The sequence below is a fragment of the Pseudomonas sp. KH_050 genome, assembly GCF_057838875.1.
Genome location: NZ_CM174478.1, coordinates 3,516,958 through 3,538,555 on the forward strand (window position 1 = coordinate 3,516,958; position 21,598 = coordinate 3,538,555).

Genomic DNA, 21,598 nt, shown 5'->3' on the forward strand with positions numbered 1-21,598 from the left:
CGATGAAAAGCGTTGCGCAACTCCTGAAGTTAAAGGCCCGGCAAAATCAGCAAGTGCACACTATCGGCCCCGGGCAGATGGTGCTGGAAGCACTGAAGGTGATGGCGGAAAAGAATGTCGGCGCACTACCGGTGATCGAAAACGGTCAGGTGGTCGGTGTGATCAGCGAACGCGACTACGCACGCAAGATCGTGCTCCAGGGCCGCTCCTCGGTCGGCACGCCGGTCAGCGCGATCATGAGCGCACCGGTGGTGACGGTGGATTCCAGCCAGAGCATCGAGCAGTGCATGGGTGTCATGACCGACAGCCACCTGCGCCATCTGCCGGTGGTGGAGAACGGCCAGCTGCTCGGGCTGCTGTCCATTGGCGACCTGGTCAAGGAAGCCATCGTCGAACAGGCCGATCTGATCCGTCAGTTCGAACAGTATATTCGCGGCGAATGGAGCGACCTTCCCATCGGGCATCACAGCCCTGACGCGCGAACCTGAGCGACATAGCGGGCCCAATCAAAGGTCGTACCGATCGATCGCCCTGCGCCGCTCGTTGTCATCCCGAACATCGTAACTCGCGGTGGTCTGGATGTTGGTGTGATGGGCGAGCTTTTGGGCGATCGACAAGTCGTGCTCTTCGATCACTCGGGTGATGAATGAACGGCGAAAATCATGCGGCATGATTTTCACTCCGACCTGCGTGCCGCGTTGCCGGGCGATGTAGTAAATCGCGTGTTTGGTAATGCGCTCACGGGTGATGTGGCTGCCGCGGCGAATCCGGTTGAACAGAAACGGATCGTCTTCCTGCCCTTCGATCAACTGCGAGCGGCGAAAATCCAGCCACGCATCCAGCTTGGCGAAGGCCCAGCCCGGTGCGTATTTGATCAGCTCCTTGTTGCCTTTGCCGGTGACTCGCAAGCTGCGCTCATTGAAGTCGATCTGCTTGAGTTCCAGGTTCACCGACTCGGATTTGCGCATGCCCGAGCCATACAGGATCGCAATGACCGCAGCGTCCCGCAGCCCCTGCGGGCGTGGGTCAGCGGCACAGACCGCCATCAGGTCCTGGATCAGCGTGCGCTTGAGATTGCGCCCTTGGGACAGGCGTGTGCCGGCGATGGGCTTGACCGAACGCATTTTCAACAGATGGTCTTGAGTGATCAGGCTCAGACGCCACGCTTCGTTCATCACCCCGCGCACGGCATTGACGTACAACGACGAGGTGTTGGGTGCGTAGCCATCGGTGCGCAATGCCGCAACCAGCGCAATGACATCACCCGGTTGCAGGCCATGCCAGGGTATTTCTTCGATATTGACTTCGTCGAAACCCAGCCGGTCCGCGGCATCCTGCAGCACATAGCGCATGGTCAGCCGACTGGAGGGCGCCAGACGAGCCAGATAGAGTGTCAGCGGATTAGCGTTACCTTTTGCGGCGCTTGAGGTACTTGGTAATTCGGTATCGGGTAGATCAATCAAACTGAACAGGCCTTAAATGAAAATGGCTCAACCTTATAGCTCATTAGTTGAGCTGTCCTAATGCAATGAAGGTTCTTTTCTCTGGAGAAAATCGGCGCAACGCAGACCCTGAACCTTAGCTGCCTGACTCTCGGATATACAGTCTTTTGCCCGGTATTTTCCTGTTTTCCGATCATTGCCCAGGTTAAAAGCTCATTCATCATTGCCATGCTGCACATGGCCGCCGCAATCGCCGAATATTCCTGAGCCACCCCTCTCTCGCAGAAAAAGCCTACATATAAATCGGTAACCATCACCTATGAGCGCTCCTCGAGCGGATCATAATCAATCGGTAAAATCGACTTACAGAAAAGTGTATGAGTTTCTCGCCAAACCACCCTTGGTGCCTCCATGCCCGAAGATGACCCCCTCAGTGCCCAGCCCCGTCATGCCCCACCCTTGCGCGAAGGCATCGACCCTCTTGCGACACAGGCTCTGCTCTGCCAACCGCCGCTGCCGTTGCCGCAACTGAACAAACTGAGAGAATTGCGCGATGCCCTGGTAGCGCTCAAGGGGCCGCTGGGGGCAAATCCGCTGTTGCGCGAGCATATTGAACGGGGGCTTTTCAACAACGAGGCCAATGATCGGATGTTGGGCAAAGTGGTCTGCAGACCGCTCGACTTTCACCGACAATCGGCACCCGGACAAGCCTTCAGGAAGTGGCCTTCAGATCCACTCCCAATGCCTGGGCGAATGCCTTGACCAGAGGGCTGCAAACCGTGTTTCAGAGTGGCGATACAGCAAAACCAATGCACTTAAAGCGCATTATTATGAATTTGTCGAGGAAACCGTTCATCGGCACACTGTGCTGGTTCCTGCCTCCCAAATGCTGGAACGTTCAAAGGGCTCTCTGGTGCTCCAGAGGGTCTTTTTTTTTGTCGGTTTTTTTGTCATTGGATCGTCTTCGTCATGCTCGCTCGCTGGTTTCCTGCCGCCGTCAATACCCGCCCCGCAGAATGGAGTCGTGCCGCCATCGGCATGTCCCTCGCAACTATGTTCAGCGTCTGGTGCTGCGCCAAGGTGTTCGGAATGGAGGTGGCGCTGCACCTGATCGGTCCGCTGGGGGCTTCGGCGGTGTTGCTGTTTGCCGTGTCGTCCGGCGCGCTGGCTCAGCCGTGGTCGATTCTTGGCGGCTATTTCACCGCAGCCGTGGTCTCGCTGTTGGTGGCTCACGTGCTCGGTCGGACCCTGGGCAGTGCCTGCCTGGCCGCCGGCATGGCACTGATTCTGATGTGCTGGCTGCGTTGCCTGCATCCCCCGGCCGGAGCCCTGGCCCTGCTGCTGGTGCTGGCCGATCCGGCGACCATCGCCCTGGACTGGCTGGCCCTCGGCTCGGTCATGCTCAGTGCGCTGTGCATGCTGTTCAGCGCGCTGGCCTATAACAACCTGACGCGGATTCGCTACCCGAAAAGCCATAACGAGAAGGTCCCGGTGATTCCCGCCGATCACCCGCCCATAGACCCTGCGGGCATCACCGCCGAAGACCTGAAGCACGCGCTGGAAGACATGCAAGAGTTCTTCGACGTGACCCCCGAGGACCTCGAGCTGTTGATCCACGCCAGCGAACTGCACGCCAGACGCCGCAGCATCGGTGAAGTGCTGGCCAGTCGGGTCTGAGCCTGTTGGTGCTTGCTCAGGCCGCCGCCAATTGCCGCGCCGGTACCGCCAGACTCACTGCTCGCACTGAAGTCCCGGCAGTCAAACCGAGGGCTTTCGCGGTGTCCCCATCGACGATCAAGGTACCCGCGGCAACCCGTGCCGGTGCGGCGGTGATCCGGCAATCGGCAAACTGACGGTTGTGAATCAAATACGGCACTGCCTGATCGCCGGGTGTGCCGATACTCAACTGCAACACCTGGCTGTCACGCACGGCACGGATGTCGCCGGTGGCGCACTCGATCAACGGCCCGCCGTCAAAGATATCGATGTAATCCTTGTGGTCGAAACCTTCGGCCTTGAGCATGCCCAGCGCCGGTTCGGTATTGGGGTGAACCCGACCGATCGCCGAACGCGCCGCTTCCGGCAGCAGACAGGTCGGTAGCGGGAACTTGGGCATCAACTCGGCGATAAAGGTCTTGTTGCCAAGGCCCGTGAGGTAGTCGGCATCGGCAAAGTCCATCTTGAAGAAATGCCGACCCAAACCTTCCCAGAATGGCGAGACGCCCTCTTCATCCGAGTAACCGCGCATCTCGGCGATCACCTTGTCGCCGAACTGCTGACGAAACTCGGCCAGGAACAGAAAGCGTGCCTTGGACAGCAATCGCCCGTTGAGCCCATTGCGATGGTCGGCATGCAGGAACAACGAGCACAACTCCGAATGGCCGGTCATGTCATTGCCCAGGAACAGTGTCGGCAGCTGTTGATTGATCCCGAGACTTTTCGATGCGGCAACAAACAGCCCGAGGCGGTAGTTGTACCAAGGCTCGCGCATACCGACGGCACCGGCCAGGGCACAGATGCCGACGGCCTGACCATTATCGGCTTCCAATACAAACAGATAATCGGCGTCGGCTCGCTCGGCTTGGCCGGCGAAGGTTTTTTCCGCCCATTCCAGACGATGGCGCAAACGCACGGCATCCGCCGGCAAAGTGGTCAAACCGGTACCGGCACTGTGGGCCAGGGTCAGCAGGGCCGGTAAATCGGCCATGGTTGCAGGACGGACGATCATCGCAGTTGCTCCACTAGGGTTTCAGGTTTTTCAGGAAAATAAACTTCCGCCAGCATGCAGCGCGCGCTGCCGCCACCGATGCGTTCGATGGTGTCGATATTCACCGGCAGCGGTTTGGCGTGACGCTCGATCAGCTTGTGTTGTGTGGCATCCAGTGATTTCCAGGCTGTACGCGACATCACCAACAGCGGCTCGCCCGCCGCGTTATGGACTTCGAGCATGTTGCCCGCAAAAGACTCAAGCTGCTCCCAGCTCAGGGCCATGACCTGTTTGCCGCTATCTTCGAGCCGTGATTGCAGTGCGCTACGCTCACCGCTATCGCGCACGGACTCCAGACACACCACCGCCAGACGGGTGCCCACGCTCATCATCACGTTGGTGTGGTAAATGGCGACGCCTTGGCGGTCCAACGCATTGAACGCGCAAAGCTCATAGCCCAGATGATCAACCAACTGATTCAGGGCCCGGGCATGGGTGCGGGTGGAATAGCCGGCGTAACAAATGCGCTGCTGACGATCCAGCACCATGCTGCCGGTGCCTTCAAGGAACACTTCCTGCTGCTCCAGGCTGGACAGGTCCAGCAGCTGCTCGACCCGGTATTCGTCGCGCAACCAGTCCAGCACGCCCTTGTCCCGCTCCAGGCGCCGGTTGTGGCCTTGCATCGGGTACAGCACCAGAGTGCCGTCAGGATGGCTGCTCCAGCAATTGTTGGGGAAGATCGAATCCGGAGTGTGTGGCGCTTCGCGGTCGTTGTGCACCATCACGGTGACACCCTGCTCACGCAGCGCGGCGACATAGCCATCGAACTCTTGCAGAGCCTTGAGCTGCACATCTTCGGCAGCCGCTGCCGGGCGCTGAAAACGGTTGTTGGCCGCCGTGTCCTGATTGAAGGAGAAACGTGTCGGGCGAATCATCAAAACGGTATTGGTGGTTTGCATGGGCACAGAATCAATGAGGGTTGAGAGGTACTCATTGTCTGATTCGGCACCGGGAAAACCCGGCTGATAACGTGGGTGGGGGTGATGGAAATGGCTGAAAGCGAGGGGGTAAGCAGCCGATTCGGTGGGGCTGAAAAGATCAAAAGATCGCAGCCTTCGGCAGCTCCTACGCCGACCGAGTACACCCATTATTTCGGATCGTACGCAAATCCCGTAGGAGCTGCCGCAGGCTGCGATCTTTTGTGGGCGGCAACCATTAACGCCCGACTTACTCCATCGACGTCTTGACCATCGCCAGTTCGGGATGGCTGACCAGCTTGTCGATATGCAGCTCCGGATCGTCGAACCAGGTTTCGGTCAGCACCCGATAGTGCTCCATGTCCCGACAGCGCATGCGCAGGCTGTAGTCGAAAGCACCGCTGATCAAGCGGCACTCAAGCACCTGCGGACAAGCCCGGACCTTGGCTTCGAACGCCTTCTGTGCCGCCCGCCCGCTCTGGTTCGAGAGCGCCACCAACACCAGCAACGACAAGCCCGGTGTCAGCTTCTTTTCGTCAAGAATTGCCCCGTAGCCGCGGATAACCCCAAGCTGTTCGAGCTTGCGCACCCGTTCCAGGCACGGCCTGGGGGTCAGGTGCACCCGTTCGGAAAGCTTCTGGTAGGTGATGCGCCCTTCGTGGCGCAGCACCTCAATGATTGCCTGATCGATACGATCAAGCACGATCGACAGATCGCGGATATCCGCCATGTACGTCTTGCCTCACTTCAAACGGCCCGATAAAAATTGCTGCAAACGCTCGCTTTGCGGCTTGTCGAGAATCTCTGCGCCGCCCTGCTCCTCGACCCGACCTTGATGCAGGAACAACACCTGGCTGGACACCTGTCGCGCAAAGCCCATTTCGTGGGTCACCATCAGCATGGTACGACCTTCCTCGGCCAGCGCCTGAATGACCTTTAGCACTTCCCCCACCAGTTCCGGATCGAGTGCCGAGGTCGGCTCGTCGAACAACAGAATCTGCGGTTCCACTGCCAGGGCCCGGGCAATCGCCACTCGCTGCTGCTGACCACCGGAAAGAAACGCCGGATATTGCCCGGCGACTCGTTGTGGCAAACCGACTTTGTCCAGATACGCGCGGGCGCTCACTTCGGCGTCCTTGCGGCTGACGCCCAGCACACGGCATGGCGCCAGTATGATGTTTTCCAGAACGGTCAGGTGGCTCCACAGATTGAAATGCTGGAACACCATGGCCAGGCGCGTGCGTAACCGCTGCAACTGCGCCGGGCTCGATACTCGCATACCGCCTGCGGCTGGCCGGGTGGCAATCCGTTCACCGTCCAGTTCGATGGAACCTTCGTCCGCCCGCTCAAGGAAGTTGATACAACGCAGCATGGTACTTTTTCCGGAGCCACTGGCGCCGATCATGCTCACCACATCGCCGGCCCGCGCGTTTAACGAGACGCCCTTGAGCACCTCATTGTCACCAAAACGTTTATACAGATTTTCGACTGTCAGTTTGTACATGAAAGACTCCTGGAACGTTGCCGTTGGCGGCTGCGTTCCGGACAGAAAAAAGGGAAGAAAAAAGCCGGCCCCAGCCTTCAGTGGGCCGGCCCGAGGAAACTCAGCCAGCGCTTCTCTGCCAGGCGGAAAGCGCCCACCAGCCCGAAGGACAGCGCCAGATACAACAGCCCGGCAATGCTGAATGCCTGGAAGGTCATGAAGGTCGCGGCATTGGCGTCCCGGGCGACCTTGAGGATGTCCGGAATGGTCGCGGTAAAGGCCACGGAAGTCGCATGCAACATCAGGATCACTTCGTTGCTGTAATACGGCAGTGCCCGGCGCAGCGCCGACGGCAGGATCAGCCGCAGGTACAAACGCCAGCCGCTCAAGCCATAGGCGTGGGCCGCTTCGATTTCACCGTAGGGGATGCTGCGAATGGCACCGGCAAAGATTTCTATGGTGTAGGCGCAAGTGTTGAGGGTGAACGCCAGCAAGGTGCAATTCATCGCATCGCGAAAAAACGCTTCCAGCAGCGGCTGCGAACGGACCACCGCAATGCCGTAGATCCCGCTGTAGCAAATCAGCAACTGGATATACAGCGGCGTACCGCGAAACACATAGGTGAACAGCTGAACCGGCCAGCGCAGCACAGCCCAGCGCGAGGTCCGCATTATCGCCAGCGGTAGCGAAAGAAAGAACCCGAGGATGATGCTCACACAGAGCAACCACAAGGTCATCGCCAGCCCGGTGAAGTTGTAGCCGTCACTGAAGAGAAAGGGTTTCCAGTATTCCGAAATCAATTCGATCATCGCGTCATCCCCCGTACGCCCTGGTTGTAACGTCGCTCAAGCACCCGCAGCACATAGTTCGAGGCACTGGTGATCAGCAGGTACAGCGCCCCCGCCAACAGCAGGAAATCCAGCATGTTGAAGGTGCTTTTGCCAGCTTCCTGGGCGACCTTGACCAGGTCCGACAAGCCAATGATCGACACCAGCGCCGTGGCTTTGAGCAATACCAGCCAGTTGTTGCCAAGGCTCGGCAAGGCGAAGCGCATCATTTGCGGGAACACCACGAAGCGAAACCGTTGCCAGCGATTCAAGCCAAACGACGCACCGGCTTCTTGCTGGCCCCGTGGAACGCTCAGAATCGCTCCGCGAAAGGTCTCGGTGAAATAGGCGCCATAGATAAACCCCAGGGTAATGATCCCGGCCACGAACGGATCAATCTCCATATAGGGCCAGTCCATGGCCTCGGTCAGGCTGCTCAACCAGCCTTGCAGGCTGTAGAAAATCAGCAGCATCAACACCAGATCGGGAACACCGCGTATCAGTGTCGTGTAGAAGGTCGCCGGCAGGTTGAGGATGCGCAGCGGCGAGAGCTTGGCGGCCGCACCCAGCAGCCCCATCAACATGCTAACCAGCAACGAAAGAAACGAAAGCTTGAGCGTCACCCAGGTGCCATGCAGCAACAGCGGGCCATAGCCCTGCAGGGCCGACACGTCGAGGCCCAGAATATTCAGGAAGGAATTCACGTCAGTCACCCGTCTTGATTGACCGCAGCCGGACGCTGCATCGCTCAGGGCGATGCAGCGTTGTCGGTGCAAGGATCAGTTGTTGTAGAGGTCGAGATCGCCGAAGTGTTTCTGCTGGATCTGCGCGTAGATGCCCTTTTCATGCAGGGCCTTGATGGCGGCATTGAGCATGCCTTTGAGTTCGTCGTTGTCCTTGCGCAGGCCAATGGCGATTTCCGACGGTACCAACGGGTCACTGATGCCCTGGCTGTTCTTGAAATCGGCGCCTTGTGGCGACTTCAGGAAACTCATCTCCGCTTGCAGCTTGTCCTGGATCGAGGCGTCGAGACGACCGAAAACCAGATCCGCATAGACCTGATCCTGACTCTGGTAAGCCCGCAGTTGCACGCCAGCCGGAGCCAGTTTGGCTTTGGCGTAGGTCTCCTGAATCGTGCCCTGCATGTAGCCGATCACCTTGCCCTTGAGCGATTCAGCGGTCGGCTCCAGGCCGGAATCCTTGCGGGTGACAATCGCGGTCGGGCCGGCGTACAGACGGTCAGAGAAGTCGATCTGCTTCTTGCGGGCCTCGGTCACCGTCATCGACGACTCGATCGCATCGAACTTGCCGGCCTTGAGGGCAGGAATCAACCCGTCGAAGTCGTTGCTGACCCACACGCACTTGAGCTTGAGCTCGGCGCAGATCGCATTGCCCAGGTCCACACCAAAACCTTCCACGCCGCCATCGGCGGTGGTCGATTCGAACGGTGGGTAGCTTGGATTCACGCCAAATCGCAGTTCTTTCCACTCTTTGGCGCTAGCACCCGTGGCGCAAAACAGCACCGCGAGTACCGGCAAAGTCAGCCATTTTTTGTTCATCTTCTTGAGTCCCGATTTATTTGGATTTATCGCGGCCTGGTACAGATCCGAGCCACATTTATGGGCAGGAGCAGAGAGTCGATGCGGCATTCACCGCAACAGCGTTCTTGTTGTTTTAACTGGATGCGTCACCACACCCTCCCTGAAACCCCTGATGCAGACGGCTTCAAAGGAACACCAGAATGCCAACAGAACGCCTTGGGCAGGTGTCGTAACGGCCTGCGCAGACAGACTGGTTGTGCTGATAAGGGCTATTTCACAGCCGAATCGGTCGTGGCAGACGTTAGCTCGATGTGACGAGGGGCTTGCGGTCCGTAGCAGCTGCCGAAGGCTGCGTTCGGCTGCGCAGCAGTCGTAAAACCTGCAACCGCATTCCGCTTGTAGAAACGCGTTAGCTGTATTGCGACCGCTGCGCAGCCGAACGCAGCCTTCGGCAGCTGCTACGGACCCTGCAAAAATGCACACCCAACCTGCGATTATCCGGGTTGTACATGGCAAATTTGCACTGTTACGATCCGTCATCGTTCGCGCGCGAACACTTCTATAAAGAACAATAAAAGCAGGGAGTTAGAGATGACTGCTCAGGTTTCATCCCAAGTGACACGGGACGTCGATGCCATCCAGGACGAAGTGCTGGCCGAGGTCCGCAACCATATTGGCCATCTGACCCTCAACCGCCCCGCCGGTCTCAACGCCATTACCCTGAACATGGTCCGCTGCCTGCAACAGCAACTCGATGCCTGGGCCGATGACTCGCAGGTGCATGCGGTGGTTTTGCGCGGTGCCGGTGAAAAGGCCTTTTGCGCCGGCGGCGACATCCGCACGCTGTACGACAGCTTCAAAAACGGGCAAACCCTGCACCAGGAGTTTTTCGTCGAGGAATACGCCCTCGACCTGGCCATCCACCATTACCCAAAACCGGTGCTGGCGCTGATGGACGGATTTGTCCTCGGCGGTGGCATGGGTCTGGTGCAGGGCGCAGACCTGCGGGTGGTCACCGAACGCAGCCGTCTGGCAATGCCGGAAGTGGGCATCGGTTATTTCCCGGATGTCGGCGGCAGCTATTTCCTGCCGCGCATCCCTGGTGAACTGGGAATCTACCTCGGCGTCAGTGGCGTGCAGATCCGCGCCGCCGATGCGCTTTATTGCGGATTGGCCGACTGGTACCTGGAAAGCGACAAACTGGCGGTGCTGGATCAGCGCCTCGACGGTCTGCAGTGGCACGACACTGCGCTCAAGGATCTGCAAGGTCTTCTGGCCACACTCGCCGTGCAACAACTGCCTGATGCGCCATTGCACGCCCTGCGTCCGGCCATCGACCACTTCTTCGCCCTGCCCGACGTGCCGAGTATCGTCGAGCAGTTGCGCGAAGTGACGGTTGCCAACAGCCACGAGTGGGCCCTGAGTACCGCCACGCTGTTGGAAAGCCGCTCGCCGCTGGCAATGGGCGTAACCTTGGAGATGCTGCGTCGCGGTCGCCATCTGAGCCTGGAGACCTGCTTCGCCCTGGAGCTGCATCTGGACCGCCAGTGGTTCGAACGGGGTGACCTGATCGAAGGTGTGCGCGCCTTGCTGATTGACAAAGACAAGACTCCGCGCTGGAACCCACCGACCCTGCACGGCCTTGATGGCGAGCATGTCGCGAGTTTCTTCAACGGTTTTGACGAGAGTGGGAGCTGAGCCATGCACGACTTTGAATTGAGTGAAGAGCAAGTCATGATCCGCGACATGGCCCGGGACTTTGCCCGCCGTGAAATCGCGCCACACGCCCAGGCCTGGGAAAAGGCCGGCTGGATCGATGACGCGCTGGTGGCGAAAATGGGCGAGCTGGGCCTGCTCGGCATGGTGGTCCCCGAGGAATGGGGCGGCACCTATGTCGACTACGTTGCCTACGCCCTGGCGGTGGAAGAAATCTCCGCCGGTGACGGCGCGACTGGCGCCTTGATGAGCATCCACAACTCGGTGGGCTGCGGGCCGGTCATGAATTACGGTACCGAAAAGCAGAAACAGACCTGGCTGCCCGATCTGGCCAGCGGCCAGGCCATCGGCTGCTTCGCCCTGACCGAGCCCCAGGCCGGTTCCGAAGCCCATAACCTGCGCACCCGCGCCGAACTGCGCGACGGTCAGTGGGTGATCAATGGCGCCAAGCAATTCGTCAGCAACGGCAAACGAGCGAAAGTGGCGATTGTCTTTGCGGTCACTGATCCGGATCTGGGTAAAAAGGGTATTTCCGCGTTCCTGGTGCCGACCGACACCCCGGGGTTTATCGTCGACCGCACCGAACACAAGATGGGCATTCGCGCTTCGGACACCTGCGCCGTGACCCTCAACCAATGCACCATTCCTGAAGACAACCTGCTGGGTGAGCGCGGCAAGGGCCTGGCAATTGCGTTGTCGAATCTGGAAGGCGGTCGAATCGGCATCGCCGCTCAAGCCTTGGGCATTGCCCGAGCAGCCTTTGAAGCGGCACTGGCCTATTCCCGTGATCGGGTGCAGTTCGACAAGCCGATCATTGAGCACCAGAGCATCGCCAACCTGCTGGCGGACATGCACACCCGCCTGAACGCGGCACGCTTGTTGATCCTGCATGCGGCGCGGCTGCGCAGTGCCGGCAAACCCTGCCTGTCGGAAGCCTCCCAGGCCAAGCTGTTTGCTTCGGAGATGGCGGAAAAGGTCTGTTCTTCCGCAATACAGATCCACGGTGGTTACGGTTATCTGGAAGATTATCCAGTGGAGCGCTACTACCGCGATGCGCGGATTACCCAGATCTATGAAGGATCGAGCGAGATTCAGCGGATGGTGATTGCGCGGGAGTTGAAGAACTATCAGATCTGAAGAAAAAGATCGCAGCCTGCGGCAGCTCCTACGGATTTGCGTTCACTCCGCGGTCCGTGCAGGAGCTGCCGATAGGCTGCGATCTTTTCAAGGCACCAACATCACTTACCTTTGAACTGCGCCGCTCGCTTGTCGATAAACGCCGCCATCCCTTCTTTTCGATCTTCGATGGCAAACGCCGCATGGAACACCCGGCGTTCGAAACGCACGCCTTCGGACAGGCTGACTTCAAAGGCGCGATTGACGCTTTCCTTGACCATCATCGCGATCGGCAGGGATTTGCTGGCAATCACCGCGGCAACTTTCAACGCTTCCTCCAGCAGCTCATCCACCGGCACGATGCGCGCAACGATCCCGGCGCGCTCGGCTTCCACCGCATCGATCAAGCGCCCGCTCAGGCACATTTCCATGGACTTGGCCTTGCCCACCGCACGGGTCAGGCGTTGGGTGCCGCCCATGCCCGGCAGCACGCCGAGGTTGATTTCCGGCTGGCCGAATTTGGCGTTGTCGCCGGCCAGGATGAAGTCACACATCAACGCCAGCTCACAGCCACCGCCCAGGGCAAAACCGGCTACCGCAGCGATGATCGGCTTGCGGCGGCTGGCCACCCGATCGCTGTCGCTGAACAGATCGTCAATGTAGATCTGCGGATAGGTCAGCTCGGCCATTTCCTTGATGTCGGCACCGGCGGCGAAGGCTTTCTTCGAACCGGTGAGCACGATGCAGCCGATTTCGGGGTTGGCTTCCAGGCCATCCAGCGCCTGGTTCAGCTCGCTGACGATCTGCGCATTCAGCGCATTCAAGGCTTGTGGGCGGTTGAGGGTAATCAGACCGACCCGGCCGTGGATGTCCAACAAAATCGTTTCATAGCTCATGAACAGGTTCCTGATTCAATTGTTTAAAGATTGCGCGAAATGACCATGCGCTGAATGTCGCTGGTGCCTTCGTAGATCTGGCAGACCCGCACGTCGCGGTAAATGCGTTCCAGCGGGAAGTCGCTCAAATAGCCATAGCCACCGAGGGTTTGCAAGGCCATCGAGCAGACCTTCTCGGCCATTTCCGAGGCGAACAGCTTGGCCATCGACGCTTCGACCAGCGCCGGCTTGCCGCTGTCGCGCAGGGCTGCGGCGTAATGCACCATTTGCCGGGCGACCGCAATCTGGGTGGCCATGTCAGCCAGGCGAAAGGCCACGGCCTGGTGCTCGATCAGGGTCTTGCCGAAACTTTCCCGCTCGCGGGCATAGTCACGGGCCGCTTCAAACGCGGCGCGGGCCATGCCCACCGATTGCGAGGCAATGCCGACACGCCCGCCTTCGAGGTTGGCCAGGGCGATTCTGTAGCCTTCACCCTCCTCGCCCAGGCGATTGGCGACCGGCACTTTCACGTCTTCAAACAGAATCTGGCAGGTGTCCGAGGCATGCTGGCCGAGCTTGTCCTCGATCCGCGCCACCTTGTAGCCCGGCGAATCGGTTGGCACGATAAACGCGCTGATGCCGCGCTTGCCGGCACCCGGATCGGTCACCGCAAACACAATCACCACCCCGGCGTTTTGCCCGGAGGTGATGAATTGTTTGCAGCCGTTGAGTACGTAGTGGTCGCCGTCCAGTCGGGCCCGGGTTTTCAGGCTACTGGCATCGGAACCGGCCTGGGGCTCGGTCAGGGCAAAGGCCCCGAGCATCGAGCCGCTGGCCAATGGTTTGAGGAACTGCTCTTTCTGTTGATCATTGCCGAACTTGAGGATGGGCACGCAACCCACCGAGTTGTGTACGCTCATGATGGTCGAGCAGGCGCCATCACCGGCAGCGATTTCTTCCAGGGCCATGGCGTAGGCCAGGTAACCGGTGTCGCACCCGCCCCACTGCTCCGGCACCAGCATGCCGAAGAAGCCCAGTTGGGCCATCTCACCAATAGCCTCTTTGGGGAAGCGATGTTCACGATCCCACTCGGCGGCGAAGGGTTTCAGGCGCTCCTGGGCAAACTGTCGGGCCGCTTCGCTGATCTGTAGTTGTTCGTCATTGGGGAGCATAAGGATTCCTTAGTACAAAACTTCAACAGCCATGGCCGTCGCTTCGCCGCCGCCGATGCAGATGGCCGCCACTCCGCGATGCAGGCCTTTCTGGCGCAGGGCCGAGAGCAGCGTCACGAGGATCCGCGCGCCGGATGCACCGATCGGGTGACCCAGGGCGCAGGCGCCGCCGTGGATGTTGACCTTCTCGTGAGGAATTTCCAGCTTGCTCATGGTCACCAGACTGACCACCGCAAAGGCTTCGTTGATCTCGAACAGCTCGACCTCATCCAGCGACCAGCCGGTCTTGTTCATCAGCTTCTTGATCGCACCGACCGGCGCCACCGGGAACAGGCCCGGCGTATCGGCGAACGCCGCATGGCCGTGAATCACCGCCAAGGGTTTGAGACCGCGTTTTTGCGCCTCGGAGCGACGCATCAACAGCAATGCCGCGGCACCGTCGGAAATCGAACTGGAGTTGGCCGCGGTCACCGTGCCGCCTTCGCGGAACGCCGGTTTCAGCCCGGCGATCTTGTCCAGCCTGGCCTTGGGCGGTTGTTCATCGTCGATGATCAGCTTCTGTTCTTTGCCGACCATGACCTGCAATGAGACGATCTCGGCGGCGAAACTGCCGTCGTTGATGGCCTGCTGGGCACGGGTCGTCGACGCAATGGCAAACTCATCCTGGGCTTCGCGACTGAAACCGTTGGCTTCGGCGCAATCCTCGGCAAAGGTGCCCATCAGGCGACCCTTGTCGTAGGCGTCTTCCAGGCCGTCGAGGAACATATGGTCGATGACCTGGCCATGGCCCATGCGGTAGCCGCTACGGGCGCGGTCCAGCAGATAGGGGGCGTTGGACATGCTTTCCATGCCACCGGCCACCACCACCTCGGCGCTGCCGGCGAGCAGCATGTCGTGGGCCAGGATGGTCGCTGCCATGCCCGAACCGCACATCTTGTTCAGCGTGGTACAGCGGGTCGACTTGTCGAGCCCGGCGCCCAATGCCGCCTGGCGCGCAGGCGCCTGGCCAAGACCGGCCGGGAGCACGCAGCCGAACAACACTTCGTCCACCGCCTCGGGGGCAACACCGGAGCGCTCGACAGCGGCGCGAATCGCGGCGGCACCCAGTTGCGGCGCGGTGAGGCTTTTCAGTTCGCCCTGGAAACCGCCCATCGGGGTGCGGACGGCGCTAACGATAACAATTGGATCGTGGGAAATAGTCATGACAAATACTCCTTACTTCGCGGCCATGCGCAAGGCACCGTCGAGACGGATCACCTCGCCATTGAGCATGCTGTTTTCTATGATATGCCTAACCAGCGAAGCGTACTCCGCAGGTTTGCCCAGACGCGGCGGGAACGGCACGCCGGCGGCCAGAGAGTCGCGCACTTCCTGGGTCATGCCGGCCATCATTGGCGTTTCGAAGATCCCCGGAGCGATGGTCATCACCCGGATGCCATAGCGCGCCAGTTCACGGGCGGCAGGCAGGGTCAGGCTGGCAATCGCACCTTTGGAAGCGGCATAGGCCGCCTGGCCGATCTGGCCATCAAAGGCCGCGGCCGAGGCGGTATTGATGATCACCCCACGTTCGCCGTCGGCATCGGCCTGGCCTTCGGCGATCGCCGCGGCCGCCAGACGCAGCAGATTGAAACTGCCGATCAGGTTGACATTGATGACCTGGCTGAAGCTGTCCAGGCCATGGGGACCGTTCTTGCCGAGAATCTTCTCGCCACGCACGATGCCCGCGCAGTTGACCAGCCCATGCAGGCCGCCAAAAGTCGCGACCGCAGCCTTGACTGCCGCCTCGGCGGCGGCTTCCTGGCTGATATCGGCGACGACGCTCTGCGCCCGCGGGCCAAGCTTTTGCGCTTGGGCGGCGACGGCTTCGGCATTCAAATCCACCAGCATCACCTTGGCACCGGCGGCCACCAGCATTTCAGCGGTAGCGGCGCCCAGGCCGGATGCGCCGCCGCTGACCAGAAAAATCTTGTTTTCGATCTGCATCATGGTTTCCTTCGGTTCAAACCTTCTGAGCCGCGGCCTCTTGAGCCTTGGCGATTTCCTGGTTGCGCAAGATAAAGCGCTGCAACTTGCCGCTTGGGGTTTTCGGCAATTCACTGACAAATTCGATTTCACGGGGGTATGAGTGCGCCGCCAGGCGCTTGCGCACGTGCTGGCGCAGTTCTTCGGCCAGCTCCGGCGAAGCACGGTACTGCGCGCTGAGCACGACGAAAGCTTTGACCAGTTCGGTGCGCTCCGGATCCGGCTTGCCGACCACCGCCGCTTCAACCACCGCCGGGTGTTCGATCAGCGCGCTTTCCACGTCGAACGGACCGACCCGATAGCCCGAGGTGGTGATCACGTCATCGCTGCGGCCGACGAAGCTGATACTGCCGTCCGGGTTCAGCTCCACGGTGTCGCCGCTCAGGTAGTAATTGCCGACGAAGGCTTTGGTTGGCGCACCTTCGTAGCCGGCGAACCAGCACATCGGCGACTGGGTGCGGTCGATGGCCAGAATTCCCGGCTGCCCGGCCGGCAATTCCTCGAAGTTCTCATCGAGCACCACGATCCGGTGCCCGGGTGAGGCAAAACCCGCCGAGCCGATGTGCACGGGGTGTTCCAGTCCATGGTGATTGCACAGCACCATGCCCAGTTCGGTCTGGCCGTAATGGTCATGGATGACCACGCCTAGGTTGTCGGCAAACCAGCGGATCACTTCCGGGTTCAACGGCTCGCCGGCGCTGCTGACGATCCGCAACTTGCCCTTGATCGAGCGGGCGAACTCATCACCGCCGGCGATCAGCAAGCGATAGGCGGTTGGTGAACCGGTGAGGTTGGTGATGCCGTACTTGTTGATCACCCGGCAGGTGCTTTCCAGGGTGAACGGGCCATCGTAGAAGGTGATCGGATGGCCCATGGCCAAGGGGCCGGTGACACCGAAATAAATCCCATAGGCCCAACCCGGATCGGCGACGTTCCAGAACGCGTCTTCCGGCCGCAGGTCCACTGCGTCGCGGGTATAGCTCTGGAACGCAACAATGGCCTTGAGCGGTACCGACAGGGCTTTGGAAGGGCCGGTGGTGCCTGAGGTGAACATCAGCAGGAAGGGATCTTCGCCGCTGAGCAGCACCGGTTCGCAGTCCGCCGAATAATTGGCCTGTTCGGCCCAGAAGCTGAAATCGCCACGCACGATGCCCAGGCCCTTGGGCCCGCCGACGGTGACGATGGTCGGGCAGTCGGGCACTTCGCTGAGCTTGGAACGGTTGCCGGCATCGGTCACCACCACTGCGGCACCGGAACTGCTCAGCCGATGCTCGATGGCCTTGGGGCCGAAGGCGGTAAACAGCGGCTGATAGACCGCGCCGATGCGCCAGGTGGCCAGGACGGTGATCAGCAATTCGACATTGCGCGGCAACAGGCCGGCGACCTTGTCGCCCTTCTTGACGCCCTGGGCCAGCAGGAAGTTGGCAAAGCGCGCGGCCTTGTCCTGCAACTCGCTGAAGGTATAGGTCGCACTGGTGCCGTCGCGACCTTCCCAGAACAACGCAATACGGCCGGGCAAGGCATGCCGGTCGCAACACTCGACACAGGCATTGAGCCCCGCCAGCGTGCCCTTGAGCGCGGCATCGACAGTGTGTTGATAATCGAATTGTGCAGTGGCAGACAAGTAATCGCGCATCGCCATAATCCCTCATTGTTTTATTTGGATGGGAACCGCATAAAAATCAGAGAAATACTCGCCCCGCAGGGGATGCAGGGCAATGGTCAAAGCTATCAAGTTGGTTGACTGGTTTGGCCAAGGTTCAGAGATGTGGCGCCAGGGCTGACGCCATTGCGAGCAAGCTCGCCTACGGGGGGACGTTCGATCGAGATATCCGGGTGTGCCCGGTTGCCCCGGCCCTACCCCGCCTCATTCAAGATCAGGCTCCGATAATGCCCGGGATTGGACCCCGACCATTTGCGAAACGCCTTGTAGAACGAACTGGCATCGGCAAACCCCAGCCGCGTGGCGATCTCGGCGAAGCTGATCTGCGGTTCGGCCAGCCAGAGGATCGCCAGTTCCTTGCGCACACTGTCCTTGAGCCCTTGATAGGTCTGGCCCTCTTCGGCCAGACGGCGGCGCAAGGTCGAGGCCGACATGCACAGGCTTTGCGCCAGGCTCTCGGTTTCCGGCCAATGTTCGGCGGGCAGCTGCCGCAAATCGTGCTTGATCCGGCTGGCCAGGCTCTGCGGGTCGCGATACTTGACCAGGATGTTGGCCGGCGCATGGGCCAGAAAACGCTTGAGTTCGTCGAGGCTGCGCTTGATCGGCAGCTCAAGACAATCCGCGGCGAAAATCATCCGCGTTCGCGGTCGGTCGAAGCGCAGGTTCTGGGAAAACATCACCTTATAGTCGTCGCAAAAATCCGGTTCAGGACAACGCAGTTCAACGGCCAGAATCGGAATCCGTCGCCCGGCCAGCCAACAGGCGACGCCGTGGACGATCATCCAGTAGGTGAAATAGGTGAAGGCCCGGCGTGGTTCCTCGTCGTCCTCCAGCAGGACAATTTCCGCCAGACTCTGCTGCTGAACCAGTTGCGCCGGCATGCGCTCGAGCATCAACGACAGAAAATCCAGCCCCGACTCCAGTCCCGCTGCCAGGGTCAATTGCGCCATCGACGAGCGACAGAGGAACTCCAGGCTGCCAGATTTGAGTTTGCGCGGATCCATGCCAAAGAATTCATCATCCAGGCGCCGGGCCAACAGACGCCACAGACGCGCATAGTCAGTGGCCGGAACCCGCGCCTGCGGTTGATCGAGCAGCGCCGGATCGATGCCGACCTTGTTCAATACTTCATCTGTCGCAGGGCCAGGCGCACAGCTCTGCAACAGGGCTTCGCGTACGAGCTGGATGGCGATGGTGTCTTTTTCCGACATTGACGGTTGCACTGCCTTGCGCAGGTGAATGGGCCGCTCATCTTAACGTGTAGGAGCTGGCGCAGCCTGCGATCTTTTGGCGATTTTGAGGGGATTGCCCAAGATCACAATCAAGATCAAAAGATCGCAGCCTGCGGCAGCTCCTGCCAAATACCTCTCTATTCATGCACTAATAAACCTGTGCCTTCCCCCGTCATATCTATAACGTTCACCGACGCTCAATTTTCACGGAAGATTTCACCATGCCCAATCCGACGGCCACCGCCGATGTGCCGCTGACCACCGCCACCTTTGACCTGCGCCCACTGCTGATCGCCAACATGACCTGCACCATGGCAATGATGGCTTTCGTTTCATTGATCGGGCCGATTTCCCGCGTCCTCGGGCTTGCCACCTGGCAGGCCGGCGCGGCGGTCACCGTTTCCGGAGTGATCTGGATGCTGCTTGCGCGGCCATGGGGTCAGGCCAGCGACCGCCTGGGGCGGCGACGGGTCTTGTTGATCGGAACCGCTGGCTTCACCCTCGCCTACTGGGCGCTGTGCCTGTTTATCGACATTTCGCTACAGCTGCTACCCACTGCGCTGCTGGCCTTTGTCGGGCTGATGCTCGGACGTGGTCTGATCGGGGTGTTCTACGCGGCGATTCCGGTGGGTGGTTATGCCTTGATTGCCGACAATATCGAACCCCGACACCGCGCGCGGGCGATGGCTTCACTGGGAGCGGCAAACGCCTGCGGGCTGGTGCTGGGGCCGGCGATCGCGGCGTTGTTGTCCCGGCACAGTCTGAGCCTGCCGTTCTACGCCATGGCGGTGCTGCCACTACTGGGCTTCCTGGTGCTGCTGTTCAAGCTCAAGGGCCAGGAGCTGCACCTCAAGCAACCGCCCAAAACCGTGCACCTGGGCGATCCGCGCCTGCGCCGGCCAATGGCGGTGGCATTCGTGGCCATGCTATGCGTGTCCATCGCGCAAATTACCGTCGGTTTCTATGCCCTCGACAAGCTCGGGATGAACCCGGCCGATGCCGCGCAGACCGCCGGGATCGCCCTGACCATGGTCGGCCTGGCGCTGATTTGCTCGCAGCTGGTGGTGCGCAAACTGCAATGGCCGCCGCTGAAGATGATCCGCGTTGGCGCGCTGATCGCCGCGAGCGGTTTTGCCGGCAGCATGCTGGCCGATACGGCCTGGGGGTTGTGGGCGTGTTTCTTTGTTTCGGCCTCGGGCATGGGCTGGATCTTCCCGTCCTTCGCTGCGCTTGCGGCGAATGCCGTGGAGGCTTCGGAGCAAGGTGCCACTGCCGGTTCCATCGGCGCCGCCCAAGGTTTCGGGGTGGTCATCGGCCCGCTGGCGGGTACCCTGATCTACGCTATCGAACCTCGCCTGCCGTATCTGGTGGCGGCGGCATTGCTGCTATCGATCGCCTGTTGGCCAGCGGCCAGAAAGCCGCAGAGCCGCTAAGCCTTACAAAATGCGATAGAGCAAGCGCTCGATGCGCAACCGGCGGACCCGGCGCAAGAACTTGCCGACAGCCGCCGGGTACTCCACCAGGGTTTCCAGTTGCTGATGCTGCTCGATGCGCCGAGTGTTGCGGAAAATCTCCACCAGCTCAGCCTCCCGAGGTTCCTTCAACTCGTTTTTCGGATCATCGATCAACAAGCCGTTTTCCAGGTCCAGGCGAAACGCTCGCGGATTCAGGTTGTTGCCGGTCAGCAGGGTGTAACGCTGATCGATCCACATGCCCTTGAGGTGATAGGTATTGTCGCCATCGCGCCACAGGTGCAGGTTCAGCTTGCCACTGTCGATCATCCGCTGATGGCGCTTGGCGAAGCGTCGCAGGCTGATTTCATACAGGTATGGCAGCGCGGCGATGACCTTGAACGGTTCGCTTGGCGGAATGTAGAAGTCATTGGCGGTCTTGTCGCCGACGACGATATCGACTTTCACCCCGCGGGCCAGCGCCCGGTTGATTTCCCGGGTCACGGCCAGCGGCAGGTTGAAATACGGCGTGCAGATCGTCAGTTGCCCCTTGGCGCTGGCAATCAACTCGCAGATCACTCGACTCAATGGATTGTTCTTGCCAACCCCCAGCAGCGGGCTGACCGACAACCCCTGCTTGTTGACGCCGCCACAGGTGGTGTCGTAGGCCGCGTACTTCAGTCGGCTGCGCAGATCACCAATGTCATTGCGCAGGCTGCGGGTAGTCGGCAGGTTCGGCAGGTCGAGGCGGTGAACGGCTCTGGAACCGATCAGCCCGTGTTCGACCAAGTGCTGCATGGAGTCGGCCAGAGGGCTGTTTTGCAGCACGTGATAACGATCGAAGCGGTACTTGTCGAACTTGTGCAGATAGACGTTGTTCAGGCTGGCGCCGCTGTAGATCACGCAGTCATCGATCACAAAGCCTTTAAGGTGCAGCACGCCGAACAGCTCGCGAGTCTGCACCGGCACACCGTAAACCGGCACCTCACTGGCGTGGGTGCGGGTTTGTTCTTGATACCAGGCCGAATTGCCCGGCTGTTTGCCAGCACCGATCAAACCGCGCTGGGCGCGCAGCCAGTCGACCACGACTACTACATCGAGCTCGGGCCGGGCAGCCTTGGCGGCGTGCAAGGCATCGAAAATTTCCTGGCCGGCTTCATCCTGTTGCAGGTAAAGCGCGACGATATAAATGCGCTGCGTCGCGTGGGCGATTTTCTCCAGCAGGCAACGGCGAAACTCGGCGGCGCCGGAAAGGATGGTGACGGCATCGGCAGTCAGCGGAAAACTGCGCAGTTTAGGCAGCAGGGAGCGTTTGAAAAGCGACGGCATAGGGCTCGCAAAAGGTCGATTCCGAAGAGTGGATGAGCTTACACC

22 protein-coding genes are annotated in these 21,598 nt (G+C 60.2%); 5 read left to right on the plus strand and 17 right to left on the minus strand.

What is annotated here, in order from left to right; all coding sequences use genetic code 11:
• Positions 1–2: 2 nt before the first annotated feature.
• A complete protein-coding gene (locus AC3IUA_RS16065) occupies positions 3–488 on the plus strand; it encodes a CBS domain-containing protein (RefSeq protein ID WP_489355272.1) in 486 nt (161 codons plus the stop codon).
• 18 nt (positions 489–506) lie between these two features.
• Here AC3IUA_RS16065 and AC3IUA_RS16070 read toward each other — a convergent pair whose 3' ends face one another.
• The 3 genes from AC3IUA_RS16070 to AC3IUA_RS16080 are packed head-to-tail and all read right to left on the minus strand — an operon-like array spanning position 507 to position 2,135.
• On the minus strand, positions 507–1,463 hold the full coding sequence (locus AC3IUA_RS16070) for a site-specific integrase (RefSeq protein ID WP_489355273.1): 957 nt from the start codon (positions 1,461–1,463) through the stop codon (positions 507–509).
• Positions 1,460–1,759 carry a hypothetical protein gene (locus AC3IUA_RS16075; RefSeq protein WP_489355274.1) on the minus strand — a complete coding sequence of 100 codons (300 nt, stop codon included), beginning with the start codon at positions 1,757–1,759 and terminating at the stop codon, positions 1,460–1,462. Before AC3IUA_RS16075 ends, AC3IUA_RS16070 begins: the two co-directional genes overlap by 4 nt.
• 46 nt (positions 1,760–1,805) lie before the next feature.
• The gene (locus AC3IUA_RS16080; RefSeq protein WP_489355276.1) at positions 1,806–2,135 is read right to left on the minus strand and encodes a hypothetical protein; all 330 of its coding nucleotides are present in this window, start codon (positions 2,133–2,135) and stop codon (positions 1,806–1,808) included.
• A gap of 276 nt (positions 2,136–2,411) precedes the next feature.
• Here AC3IUA_RS16080 and AC3IUA_RS16085 point away from each other — a divergent pair, with 276 nt between their 5' ends.
• Positions 2,412–3,119, plus strand: coding sequence for an HPP family protein (locus AC3IUA_RS16085; RefSeq protein WP_489355278.1), 708 nt, complete (start codon positions 2,412–2,414; stop codon positions 3,117–3,119).
• A 16-nt stretch (positions 3,120–3,135) separates the two neighbouring features.
• Here the strand turns inward: AC3IUA_RS16085 and astA are convergent, their stop codons facing one another.
• From astA to AC3IUA_RS16120, 7 genes are all read right to left on the minus strand, one after another.
• Complete coding sequence (gene astA / locus AC3IUA_RS16090; RefSeq protein WP_489355280.1) at positions 3,136–4,170, minus strand: arginine N-succinyltransferase; 1,035 nt, start codon at positions 4,168–4,170, stop codon at positions 3,136–3,138.
• The gene (gene ctlX / locus AC3IUA_RS16095) at positions 4,167–5,108 is read right to left on the minus strand and encodes a citrulline utilization hydrolase CtlX (RefSeq protein ID WP_489355282.1); all 942 of its coding nucleotides are present in this window, start codon (positions 5,106–5,108) and stop codon (positions 4,167–4,169) included. The genes astA and ctlX overlap by 4 nt, the downstream gene beginning before the upstream one ends.
• 268 nt (positions 5,109–5,376) lie before the next feature.
• Positions 5,377–5,856 (minus strand): Lrp/AsnC family transcriptional regulator, encoded by a 480-nt coding sequence (locus AC3IUA_RS16100; RefSeq protein ID WP_489355284.1) that lies wholly within the window; start codon positions 5,854–5,856, stop codon positions 5,377–5,379.
• Between the two features lie 12 nt (positions 5,857–5,868).
• On the minus strand, positions 5,869–6,630 hold the full coding sequence (locus AC3IUA_RS16105; RefSeq protein WP_489355285.1) for an ABC transporter ATP-binding protein: 762 nt from the start codon (positions 6,628–6,630) through the stop codon (positions 5,869–5,871).
• A gap of 77 nt (positions 6,631–6,707) precedes the next feature.
• On the minus strand, positions 6,708–7,418 hold the full coding sequence (locus AC3IUA_RS16110) for an ABC transporter permease (protein WP_489355287.1): 711 nt from the start codon (positions 7,416–7,418) through the stop codon (positions 6,708–6,710).
• Entirely contained in the window at positions 7,415–8,140 is a 726-nt protein-coding gene (locus AC3IUA_RS16115) for an ABC transporter permease (protein ID WP_489355289.1), read from the minus strand. Before AC3IUA_RS16115 ends, AC3IUA_RS16110 begins: the two co-directional genes overlap by 4 nt.
• A gap of 75 nt (positions 8,141–8,215) precedes the next feature.
• Complete coding sequence (locus tag AC3IUA_RS16120; RefSeq protein WP_489355291.1) at positions 8,216–8,995, minus strand: transporter substrate-binding domain-containing protein; 780 nt, start codon at positions 8,993–8,995, stop codon at positions 8,216–8,218.
• A gap of 573 nt (positions 8,996–9,568) precedes the next feature.
• Between AC3IUA_RS16120 and AC3IUA_RS16125 the strand changes: the two genes are divergently transcribed.
• Together AC3IUA_RS16125 and AC3IUA_RS16130 are read left to right on the plus strand one after the other, a co-directional pair.
• On the plus strand, positions 9,569–10,675 hold the full coding sequence (locus tag AC3IUA_RS16125; protein WP_489355293.1) for an enoyl-CoA hydratase/isomerase family protein: 1,107 nt from the start codon (positions 9,569–9,571) through the stop codon (positions 10,673–10,675).
• 3 nt (positions 10,676–10,678) lie between these two features.
• Positions 10,679–11,830, plus strand: a complete 1,152-nt coding sequence (locus tag AC3IUA_RS16130; protein ID WP_489355295.1) for an acyl-CoA dehydrogenase family protein — start codon at positions 10,679–10,681, stop codon at positions 11,828–11,830.
• A 101-nt stretch (positions 11,831–11,931) separates the two neighbouring features.
• On the opposite strand, the gene AC3IUA_RS16135 is transcribed toward AC3IUA_RS16130, so the two are convergent.
• From AC3IUA_RS16135 to AC3IUA_RS16160, 6 genes are all read right to left on the minus strand, one after another.
• Complete coding sequence (locus AC3IUA_RS16135; RefSeq protein ID WP_489355297.1) at positions 11,932–12,705, minus strand: enoyl-CoA hydratase; 774 nt, start codon at positions 12,703–12,705, stop codon at positions 11,932–11,934.
• Between the two features lie 23 nt (positions 12,706–12,728).
• Positions 12,729–13,856, minus strand: coding sequence for an acyl-CoA dehydrogenase (locus AC3IUA_RS16140; protein WP_489355299.1), 1,128 nt, complete (start codon positions 13,854–13,856; stop codon positions 12,729–12,731).
• Positions 13,857–13,865: 9 nt separating this feature from the next.
• On the minus strand, positions 13,866–15,059 hold the full coding sequence (locus AC3IUA_RS16145; RefSeq protein ID WP_489355301.1) for an acetyl-CoA C-acyltransferase: 1,194 nt from the start codon (positions 15,057–15,059) through the stop codon (positions 13,866–13,868).
• Positions 15,060–15,071: 12 nt separating this feature from the next.
• A complete protein-coding gene (locus AC3IUA_RS16150; protein WP_489355303.1) occupies positions 15,072–15,839 on the minus strand; it encodes an SDR family NAD(P)-dependent oxidoreductase in 768 nt (255 codons plus the stop codon).
• A gap of 16 nt (positions 15,840–15,855) precedes the next feature.
• On the minus strand, positions 15,856–17,514 hold the full coding sequence (locus AC3IUA_RS16155) for an AMP-binding protein (protein WP_489355305.1): 1,659 nt from the start codon (positions 17,512–17,514) through the stop codon (positions 15,856–15,858).
• A gap of 221 nt (positions 17,515–17,735) precedes the next feature.
• Entirely contained in the window at positions 17,736–18,752 is a 1,017-nt protein-coding gene (locus AC3IUA_RS16160; protein ID WP_489355307.1) for an AraC family transcriptional regulator, read from the minus strand.
• A 242-nt stretch (positions 18,753–18,994) separates the two neighbouring features.
• Between AC3IUA_RS16160 and AC3IUA_RS16165 the strand changes: the two genes are divergently transcribed.
• Positions 18,995–20,206, plus strand: coding sequence for an MFS transporter (locus AC3IUA_RS16165; RefSeq protein ID WP_489355309.1), 1,212 nt, complete (start codon positions 18,995–18,997; stop codon positions 20,204–20,206).
• A 3-nt stretch (positions 20,207–20,209) separates the two neighbouring features.
• On the opposite strand, the gene pssA is transcribed toward AC3IUA_RS16165, so the two are convergent.
• Positions 20,210–21,553: a CDP-diacylglycerol--serine O-phosphatidyltransferase gene (gene pssA, locus AC3IUA_RS16170; RefSeq protein WP_489355311.1), complete on the minus strand. Its 1,344-nt coding sequence runs from the start codon at positions 21,551–21,553 to the stop codon at positions 20,210–20,212.
• Between the last annotated feature and the right edge of the window lie 45 nt (positions 21,554–21,598).